The sequence below is a fragment of the Acinetobacter sp. ANC_7682 genome (genome assembly GCF_056779795.1).
This window is the reverse complement of sequence record NZ_JBWYIQ010000009.1, coordinates 80,950-91,298: the sequence shown is the minus strand read 5'-3', so window position 1 is coordinate 91,298 and position 10,349 is coordinate 80,950. Positions and strand designations below refer to the sequence as shown.

Here is a 10,349-nt window from a genome sequence, read left to right as displayed (position 1 = left end):
CTTTAGCTTCTTTAGCTTCTTTAGCTTCTTTAGCTTCTTTAGCTTCTTTAGCTTCTTTAGCTTCTTTAGCTTCTTTAGCTTCTTTAGCTTCAGTGTTCGCGACCTGTTCTTGAGATGCAACCGCATCCATCATTTTTTCATCAGCTTCTTGTGCAAAAACGTTGGTACTCATTAGTACATTTAACACAACGATCGAAGCGAAGGATTTGCTTGTAGTTATGTCTTTCATATTTTTAAGAAACAAAGTCATACTCCATCTGCTCAATATTTTCATTTTGGCAAATCATAGCATTAATAAAAGATTAGAGCTGAATAACGAGATTTAATTCATTCGACCTGTATGCATTTAAACAGTTAAACCCACCATAAACTAAACCCGAGTTCTACATCCTGTAGAACTCGGGTCGATGAGGTTGTGCTTTTCAAAAATCATATTATTGTTTTATTGGCTTTCCTTTCCTACATCATCTCCATGATGATTTTCCATCGGCGTCGTCTTCCATATTGGGATCATTCCATTCCCACTCCCTGTGCCGATAAGCTTAGATTACGCTTAAGCTTGCTTCGTGACTATGGGTCAACAGACACATTCATTGTAAGCAATTTCTTACACGCATCCATTCACACTTGTTTGCCATCTTTATAATCTTGCGCAATTTCATCTGTCACTTGTTTCTCTTCTTTCTCAGCTTTCGCAATACCTTCTTGAATCGCCTCCTGAGCCTCTTGCTCATCAGCATCCGTTTGTTCTAATTCTTGCTGTACTTGCTCAAATTTTCGTCCAGTTTGTAAAACAACGTACACAGGAAAGTGATCCGAACCAATATGCGGTAATCGCTCCATTTTCACCAAAGCAAAATCAGTGCTGTGGAATACATGATCGAGTGACCATCGTAATAGCGGATAGTCCGCATGGAAGGTATTGACATAATGACGTCCAACACGCGGATCTAATAAACCACTGATACGTTGAAATAGTCGTGTGGTACGAGACCATGCCACATCGTTTAGATCTCCCATGACAATGCAACTTTCATCCAAGTCTTTAATTTGATCACCCACAATCAACAATTCAGCATCACGTAATGTAGAGTCTTTGGCTTCAGTTGGACTCGGCGGTTTGGGATGTAAACAATATAATTGAACTGGCTGTCCAGAACGTAATTTCACTGTGGTATGAATAGAAGGAATCTCATTACTCAGTATGAATTTGACTTCGGTATCACTCAATTCCAACTTACTGTAGAGATGCATTCCATAGAGATTATCTAAAGGTACTGGAACACGATAAGGATAATCCGCTTCGATGACTGAAAGTTCATTCTGCCAGGTTTGGTCTGTTTCAAGCATCAATACGATATCGGGTTGATGCTGATGAATCTGTTCAATCAAACGATGATATTCTGTATTTGGTGTTAAAACATTCGACACAATTAAAGAGATTTGCTTTGATGGATCAAGTTGATCTGGTTGGACCTGTTTCACCTGTTTTTTCCAAATTAAGGTATAAGGCAAAACCATCTTCAATTGATATGCTAATGCAGCAATTAATCCAACAAATATGACTTGGCGTCTTAAATCCCATTCCCCATCCCAAATCAACAGGAGGATAAATGCGATAAAGCCTAGGGCTAAAATTTGTAGTCTTGGAAAATCGGCACCTCGAAACCACCACTCATCACGCGGAATCAAAGACCAAAAACTTAACCAAATCACAACAACAGCCAGTATCTCAATCCATAGCATAGCGCTTCTCTTTATATATTCTTAATTTTTCGATGATTCATAAATTTATATTAGTTTTGCATGTAACATAAACAAGATATATTGCACAATATATTTGCTGTTTTGATTGTGTACCACTTGCAGTTATACACTCTTTTGATACACTCGAACCCCCTTTTTTATTTTAACGCACCGAGGCAAAGTGACATGAAAGTAGGTCTGGTCGGTTGGCGCGGGATGGTTGGTTCCGTCCTTATGCAACGTATGGTTGAAGAGAATGATTTCGCTCATTTTGAGCCATTCTACTTCTCTACCAGTAATGCAGGTGGTGAAGCCCCTGCGTTTGGTGGTAAAACTGCCCCAGCACTTATGGATGCGACAGACATTAATAGTCTGAAGCAAATGGATGTCATTATTACCTGCCAAGGTGGTGATTATACCACTGAAGTTTTCCCTAAGTTGAAAGCTGATGGTTGGAATGGTTACTGGATTGACGCTGCATCTACATTGCGTATGGACGATGAAGCAATCATCGTATTAGATCCCGTCAACATGAATGTGATCAAAGACGGTTTGGTAAAAGGTACGAAAACATTTGTAGGCGGTAACTGTACTGTTTCATTGATGTTAATGGGTCTTGGTGGTCTGTTCCAAAACAATCTTGTTGAATGGGCGACTTCAATGACTTACCAAGCTGCTTCTGGTGCGGGTGCGCAAAACATGCGTGAACTCATCACAGGTATGGGCTATTTGTATAACAATACAAAAGATCTATTAGACGATCCACGTTCTCCAATTTTAGATATCGACTCTAAAATTGCTGAATTACAACGTGGTGAAGGATTCCCTTCAGCAAACTTCGGTGTACCTTTAGCAGGTTCTTTAATTCCTTATATCGACAAACAGCTTGAAAGCGGTCAATCGAAAGAGGAATGGAAAGGTCAAGTTGAAACCAATAAGATTCTTGGTAATTCACAAATTGTACCTATTGATGGTCACTGTGTACGTATTGGTGCAATGCGCTGTCACTCACAAGCATTGACTTTAAAACTTCGTAAAGATGTTCCTTTAAATGAAATTGAAGACATCATTGCAAGTGCAAATGACTGGTCTAAAGTTGTGCCGAACACACGTGAAGCATCAATGACTGATCTTACACCTGTTGCAGTAACAGGCACGCTTACTGTTCCAGTAGGTCGTTTACGTAAACTTAATATGGGTAAAGAGTATTTAGGCGCGTTCACTGTTGGTGACCAATTACTTTGGGGTGCTGCTGAACCTTTACGCCGTATGCTACGCATCTTGATTGACTATAAAAATGCTTAATTTTTAATAGTCACTTCAATAAAAAGCCGGTCTGATTAGATCGGCTTTTTTTATGCAATTTGAATTGATTAGAGCTTGGAGTGCTATTTGAAAGGAAATATTATGACATCTATACAAAAAACAGTTAAATTACAATCTCATCACTTCTTATTTCGAACATCTTGATCGATGCATAATGATGAACTGAGAATATAAAAAATCGAGATTAAAAACAGTCCAATATTTCGAGCACTCAGGTATTAGATTTGCAATAAATTCATTGAATTCAATGAAGGGGAAAAATTATGTTGTATGTCATTCCATTTGTCGTCTTGCTGTTAATCGCACTGGTGCTCAAAAAACGTGAGGATAAACAAAAAAATGGTGACACAGGATCAACAAAATCTAAAAAAAATGTGAGTGTAAAACGCGCTAAGAAAAGCCCTAAAACTCGCTCCACCCCACAACAAGCCTATTCACAGCACGGTCATGGCGCACCACAAGACTTAAGTGCCGAACCAGTGGCTGATGAACTTAAAGCCAGCATTGAATACTTAATTCAATCAGAAAGCTATATGTCAGCCGAAGCAAAAATCAATCAAGCATTGAATCGTGATCCTAGACAACATGAGCTTTACTCGTATTTGATTGATATTCACATCCTACAGAATGATGAATTTGCTTTAAAACAATTAAGTAATTATTTACGCTCCACTGGATTACATTACATTGCGGATGAAGCTGAAGACAAACTTAAAGCTGCAAAAGAAGCGGAACAGAATAAAGAAATTGCGAAAGAATCACGGGATATATCGAACACCGAGAATCAGCCTCGTCATGCTGCACAGTTTCATAGCACCAGTTTTATAACTGAAATCCCTGCAGTGCAATCAGAACAAGCCTTTGATCATCTCATCAAATCACAGGATGAACAACATAGCACTCAGGAAAGCACACCCACTGAAACAAATGAGACCACAGAGCAATCTTCTCTTCCTTCTCAAAGCTCAACATTTGTGTTTGAAACAGAACAAAACCCACATCCCTTACAAGCCAAAGAGAAGAAAAGCACTCCTGAGGAAGAAACTGAGCATGTCTCTGCTGAACCTACTGCTCATTTTGTATTTAGCTCAGAACAGCTGGATTTAGCAGAAGAGTTTACGCTCAATAAAACCAATGAAGAAATCATTGACCAGCTCCCTTCTGATCAGGCTGAAAATCAGCAGGCAACTGAACAACAGACTCCATCGCAAAACGAGCATTTTGAACTCGATTTTTTTATGGAAGATACACCGCAACCAACCTCACAACACCCATTCGAGCAAGATGATGAGAAGACTCCTGCATCAAAAGAGCAAACACCTTTAGAATTTATAACGACAGATTTAACTTTCGAGCCAAATGCTCAAACACAGACTGAATCTGAAACAACCAATCAATCGACTGAAGATCGCGCACCCTTAGAGTTTGATTTAGATTTCTCCAGTTTTCAGTCTGAAAATAAATCACAAACAGCATCAGTGCACTCAACTGATGCTGAGAACCTTGCTTCAGAAAATGAGTCCATCCAAAATCTCGACTTCACACTTGATTTAAGTCAAGAATGGGTTGAAAAAACAGATCTCTCTCATTCAGCACTGAGCTCTTCTCCATTAGAAAAAAATCCACAAGAACTGAATATTGAAATAGATCCATTGGAATTTAGCTTTTCAGATCAGTCGGAACAGCCTCATTCTCAAACAACATCTAAGGATGAACTCACTTTTGATCTTTCAGATGATTTTAACTTTGATGCTGAAATATCTAGCTCAGCAAAAGTTCCAGAACAAAGCGTGAATGATCAAAATTTAGATTTTGTAACTTTCGACTTTGAGGAAAATCTTGATTCAAAATCTACAATAGAAAGCTCAATTGAACCGATAAACGAGTTTAATTTTGACCTCAATTCATCAGATGAAAACGTGGATGTGCAAAAGAGTCATTCGCATGAAACATCTGCGATAAAAATGAATCCGAATCGTCCTGATGATCCTCTTGTACAACGTTTTCCTGAATTACTCAACGTTGATGAAATTCAACTTAACTTAGATTTAGCGGATCAATACATTAAATTTGGCGCGTTTGATGAAGCAGAAAAATTAATTACGGAATATGAATCGCATTACAATGACGAACAAAAAATGCGTGCAGCAAAACTCCGAGAGAGCATGGAATCTGATTCCAATTAATCTTAATATGAAGCAGTCTAATCAGGCTGCTTTTTTTATGAGTTCAAAAATAGCTTTAATCTATATGGGTGGGACATTTGGTTGCGTTGGTGAACCTTTAGCGCCTATGCCTGCTGCCGATTTTTTCCCGCAATTAAAAGAAATTTTGCCCGTTCAAAATCCAATAGAGCTTGTTCAGGCTCATGAGATTAAAGACAGTAGTGCATGTACGGCGCGTGATTGGTTGCTGTTAATCCAAAAAATTCAACAATTGCAAGCTAAACAATTTCAAAATTTTATTGTCATTCATGGTACCGATACCATGAGTTATGCTGCGGCTATTCTTTCTCGATTTCTCCATGATACGTGTCGAGTCATTATCACAGGTAGCCAATTTCCTCTGCTCAATCATGCAGCGACATCTTTGCATCCATCGAGCGATGCTTTAGATAATCTGAATCATGCCATCCAATATATGGAAAATGTGTCTGATGGTGTTTACTTATGCTTTAACCATCAAATTTTTCATGCCAGAACTGCAGTCAAGACTCATCGCACGGCACTAAATGCATTTTGTGGTGAAGCATTTACAAATGTCATCAAGCCCATATCAAGTTCTTTTGTCGACATTACTGAGCAACATATTGAACGCTCGACACAACTCAATATTGCGAATCTGAGTCTTCGCCCCATTGAAATCAAATTATTCAATCAGCATTTAACGCGTTTTATCGACAACTCGCCTCATGTACTCATACTTCAAGCATATGGAACCGGTAATTTAGCAATTAATGCGGATACCACAGATATTTTGAAGCAGCTTCGTGCCTTAGGCTGCCATATTGTATTAAGTAGTCAGGTCATGTTTGGAGAATTAGATCAACGCTATGCAATTAGCAGTTGGATTAAAGCATCTGATATTTTGATCGACGATACACTCAGTGATGCCGATCTTTATGCCAAAATTCTAAAAATGTATTTACAATACCCCTCCACAGATCAATGGTTACAGCATTGGTATGATTCATCAAATTAGAGGTTCAAATGCCACGTTTTGCAATCGGAATTGAGTTTAGTGGCGTTCGTTATCGAGGTTGGCAAACACAGCAACCAGGCGTGCCGAGCGTACAAGAAACCATGGAAAAAGTGTTGAGCAAAATTGCTGATGAACCCATCATTTTGCATGGTGCGGGTCGAACAGATGCAGGTGTTCATGCCACAAATATGGTGGCTCACTTTGACACAAATGCAATACGTCCAATTCGTGGCTGGCTTATGGGAGCTAACAGTACACTCCCGAAAGATATTGCCATCCAGTGGATTCAAGAAATGGGCAGTGATTTTCATGCACGCTTTAAAGCGCAGGCTCGCCGTTATCGTTATGTCGTTTATAACAGACCCATGCGTCCTGCCTTACTCCACAAACAAGTAACGCATGCTTATTACCCACTTGATGTGGATAAAATGATTGCTGCAGCCTCAAAATTTGAGGGTACTCATAACTTTGAAAGCTTTAGAGCTGCTGCGTGTCAATCCAACCAGCCTGTACGCCATGTGAGCCATTGCAAACTCATCAAACACGGTGCTTACCTCGTTCTAGACATCCAAGCAGATGGTTTTTTACACCACATGGTTCGCAATATTATGGGCTGTTTACTGGAAATTGGTCAGGGGATGTACGACATTGACCATATTGATGAAATATTCGCAGCAGAAGACCGTAAAGCAGCAGGGATCACAGCACCACCTGACGGCCTTTACTTTATCCAAGCACACTATCCTGAAGAGTTTAACTTGCCTAAAGTTCCGCTAGGCCCTCATTGGTTAAACATGCCTGAATAGATTTTTTATTTTGAATTGAAAAAAATCCCTTCATAAGAAGGGACTTTTTTAGCGCTGTTTACGCTTACGATATTCAACAGGTGTCTCATTGGTCCATCGTTTAAAGGCACGATAGAACGTACTTGGTTCTGAGAAACCCGTCAGATAGACAATTCTCTCTACGCTTTCATTGGTGTTTGCCAAAAGTTTTTTAGCTAAACGACAACGATAGTCAGATAAAATTTGCTGGAAGCTTGTATTGGCTTCACTGAGCTGTGTTCTCAAACGACGTGGGGTGATATTCAACTGAGCTGCCACAGTTTCTAGCGTTGTTTCTCCACTCTCAAGTGTAGAACCAATGGCACGGCGCACCTCACCCACTAAATCATATCGAGCCAACTCCTGTAATTTTTCAATCGCCAACTGCTCATGTAGTTGAAGTAATTCTGGCTCGGCTTGCCAAAGTACATAATCTAAAATTGCAGGATCAAAATAAAGTCGCGTTTCTTTTTGGCCTAAACTTACCGGGCACTCATATACACGGAAATACTCATCGTCTGAAGCACCCTCGCTAAAGTTAAAATCGATATATATAGGTTGAAAACGACCTTCAGTAATAAATTTGAAGAATCTTAAAATGCCTGAAATCGCGCACTCAGAAAAATGACGATTGACTAGATTTTCAGAGAAAGGTTGTTCACCATTGGTTAGGTAGCAACGATCATCTTCAATAACCAATTTGGCATGAAATGCATCACTGATTAGACGTTGATACGCTAAAGCCCTTTTCAGGCCTTCGCCAAAATTTTCAGATGAAATAAAAAGATGTTCAATCACTTGACCACGATAAAGTGGTAAATGCTCACCTAAATGTAGACCAATGTCTGGATCTTTACTGACTTCTTCGGCAGCAACCCAGAAAGCGTACTGCGCGCTTAAAGGCGTACGCGCATTTTGATCTACTTGATTTAAGGCCACACCCGCTTTTGTTAAAATTTCTTCTGTGGGCAATCCAGCACGACGAATTGCTTGATAACCTAATCGTAGAACAACCGAAGCATCAGTTAGCTGACTCACGCAGTGCCCTTCCTTGTATGTTATTAATATTTACTTAAAACTTATGAATTAGATTACAGTCGATTGACCAAACTGACAACATAGTTAAGCATTTTTTTGTTTAAAAATTTTATTTGTTTGTTCGACAAGTTTGACCATAGAAACGCCGACTGAACTTGGTTTAACCTTGTTTTTTTCTAAAATTTTGCCTATAATTTGCGCCTTTCCAATTTGATCATCAGGTAGGCTATGGCCAATAAAGAGGAACTTATCGAGTTCGAAGGCGTTGTCACCGAAACGCTTCCTAATACTATGTTCCGTGTACGTTTAGAAAACGGTCACGAAGTAATTGCACACATTTCTGGTAAAATGCGTAAACACTATATTCGTATTTTGACTGGCGACAGTGTTAAAGTTGAAATGACACCTTATGACTTATCTAAGGGTCGCATTACTTACCGTGCACGCTAAGTGTTAGTAAGCGAAAAGCCACATTGAGTGGCTTTTTTTGTTTTTGTACTTTTATTTTATGAATCGCATAGAAAGTTCATTCAGCTAAATCAATCGCCTGTCTTTGTGATAAGAGATAAATTCAGATATATAGAATAATTAAACTCACTATTTATTCTTAACTTTCAATCAAATATAAAAACAATCCTCATATACACACTCAACCACAAAAAAAATCGTCGTACTGCCCCACTATTTCGTGCACTAAATAAATTGTGTTTTTTGCCCATCTGCATATTTACACTTTTCCTGTTTATGGCGTGCCAAACAGTAAATTTTCAGAACAAAAAAATATGAATACTTATGTTTCACAATTTGTAGGGCAAGATATCCAACATATCCGTGAAACTACCGATTTGAATTCTTTTAACATTCATCTGAAGTCTAATCTTGTGATTCGAGATGAGCGGGAAATTTTCACTTTTGAACGTATAGTCAACACCGCGATTCCAATGGGAAATTCGATGAGAGATGAAAATGGTTTTATGATTCCTGTACAGACAACTTCAGTAAATCAGTACTACGATAACCTAATGACTTGCTCAAGTGTTTTTAGCTTAAAAAAACAATATCGCTTTCAAAAGCTCGGCAATAAAAAAACGCAGCTCATAAGCTGCGTTTTGAATGAATCAACTGAAATTAGTTAAGCGCTGCAACAACTGCTTCACCCATTTCAACTGTCCCGACCTTCTTCATGCCTTCAGACATAATGTCAGCTGTACGTAAACCTTGGTCTAAAACATTCCCTACTGCATCTTCAATCGCTTTTGCTGCAGCTTCTTGACGGAACGTATATCGAAGCATCATTGCAACAGATAAAATTGTTGCCAATGGGTTTGCAATATTTTGACCTGCGATATCTGGTGCTGAACCATGACAAGGCTCATACATCCCTTTACCATTTTCATCTAAAGAAGCTGATGGCAACATACCGATTGAACCAGTCAACATCGCAGCTTCATCAGACAAGATATCACCAAACAAGTTACCTGTTACGATCACGTCAAATTGTTTAGGTGCACGAACCAATTGCATTGCTGCATTGTCGACATACATATGTGACAAGTTAATGTCAGCATACTGTTCAGCATGCAACTGAGTTACTGTTTGTTTCCAAAGCTCAGTGACTTCAAGAACATTCGCCTTATCCACTGAACACACTTTACCACCGCGTAGTTTCGCCATTTCAAACGCCACTTTAGCAATACGTTTGATTTCTGACTCTGCATATACGTCGGTATTAAAGCCTTGCTTCTCACCATTCTCTAATTCACGAATACCGCGTGGTTGACCAAAGTAAATACCACCAGTTAATTCACGGACAATTAAAATATCTAAGCCTGAAACAATTTCAGGTTTCAAACTTGAAGCATCTGCCAACTGAGGATACAAGATCGCTGGACGCAAGTTAGCGAAAAGGTTAAGTTCACTACGTAATTTTAATAAACCACGCTCAGGACGAATTGAGCGCTCAATTGTATCCCACTTCGGACCACCCACAGCACCTAACAAAATCGCATCTGCTTTTTTTGCTTGTTCAGAGGTAACTTCTGGATAAGGTGAACCATGCGCATCAATTGCAGCGCCACCCAATAAACCTTGTTCCCATGTTAAATCTAGATTAAATTTTTCATTGACACGGGTGAGGACCTGTTCAGCTGCTTTTACAATTTCAGGACCAATGCCGTCACCAGCTAAAATCAAGATTTGTTTAGACATGAGATT

General features: G+C 39.2%; 9 protein-coding genes. 6 read left to right on the top strand and 3 right to left on the bottom strand.

What is annotated here, in order from left to right; genetic code table 11:
- Positions 1-621: 621 nt before the first annotated feature.
- The gene (locus AC1M9D_RS05555) at positions 622-1,746 is read right to left on the bottom strand and encodes an endonuclease/exonuclease/phosphatase family protein (RefSeq protein WP_481610909.1); all 1,125 of its coding nucleotides are present in this window, start codon (positions 1,744-1,746) and stop codon (positions 622-624) included.
- 186 nt (positions 1,747-1,932) lie between these two features.
- Between AC1M9D_RS05555 and asd the strand changes: the two genes are divergently transcribed.
- From asd to truA, 4 genes are all read left to right on the top strand, one after another.
- The gene (gene asd, locus AC1M9D_RS05550) at positions 1,933-3,051 is read left to right on the top strand and encodes an aspartate-semialdehyde dehydrogenase (protein ID WP_035264122.1); all 1,119 of its coding nucleotides are present in this window, start codon (positions 1,933-1,935) and stop codon (positions 3,049-3,051) included.
- 284 nt (positions 3,052-3,335) lie between these two features.
- Positions 3,336-5,258, top strand: coding sequence for a hypothetical protein (locus AC1M9D_RS05545; protein ID WP_481611680.1), 1,923 nt, complete (start codon positions 3,336-3,338; stop codon positions 5,256-5,258).
- A gap of 37 nt (positions 5,259-5,295) precedes the next feature.
- A complete protein-coding gene (locus AC1M9D_RS05540; RefSeq protein ID WP_035264356.1) occupies positions 5,296-6,273 on the top strand; it encodes an asparaginase domain-containing protein in 978 nt (325 codons plus the stop codon).
- An 8-nt stretch (positions 6,274-6,281) separates the two neighbouring features.
- Positions 6,282-7,079 carry a tRNA pseudouridine(38-40) synthase TruA gene (gene truA / locus AC1M9D_RS05535; RefSeq protein ID WP_092766713.1) on the top strand — a complete coding sequence of 266 codons (798 nt, stop codon included), beginning with the start codon at positions 6,282-6,284 and terminating at the stop codon, positions 7,077-7,079.
- 48 nt (positions 7,080-7,127) lie between these two features.
- Here truA and AC1M9D_RS05530 read toward each other — a convergent pair whose 3' ends face one another.
- A complete protein-coding gene (locus tag AC1M9D_RS05530) occupies positions 7,128-8,135 on the bottom strand; it encodes an AraC family transcriptional regulator (RefSeq protein ID WP_035264130.1) in 1,008 nt (335 codons plus the stop codon).
- A 228-nt stretch (positions 8,136-8,363) separates the two neighbouring features.
- Between AC1M9D_RS05530 and infA the strand changes: the two genes are divergently transcribed.
- Both infA and AC1M9D_RS05520 read left to right on the top strand, forming a co-directional pair.
- Positions 8,364-8,585: a translation initiation factor IF-1 gene (gene infA, locus AC1M9D_RS05525; protein WP_004692529.1), complete on the top strand. Its 222-nt coding sequence runs from the start codon at positions 8,364-8,366 to the stop codon at positions 8,583-8,585.
- A 332-nt stretch (positions 8,586-8,917) separates the two neighbouring features.
- Positions 8,918-9,271, top strand: coding sequence for a hypothetical protein (locus tag AC1M9D_RS05520; RefSeq protein WP_481610907.1), 354 nt, complete (start codon positions 8,918-8,920; stop codon positions 9,269-9,271).
- Here the strand turns inward: AC1M9D_RS05520 and leuB are convergent.
- A complete protein-coding gene (leuB, locus tag AC1M9D_RS05515; RefSeq protein ID WP_481596213.1) occupies positions 9,264-10,343 on the bottom strand; it encodes a 3-isopropylmalate dehydrogenase in 1,080 nt (359 codons plus the stop codon). The genes AC1M9D_RS05520 and leuB overlap by 8 nt on opposite strands.
- Between the last annotated feature and the right edge of the window lie 6 nt (positions 10,344-10,349).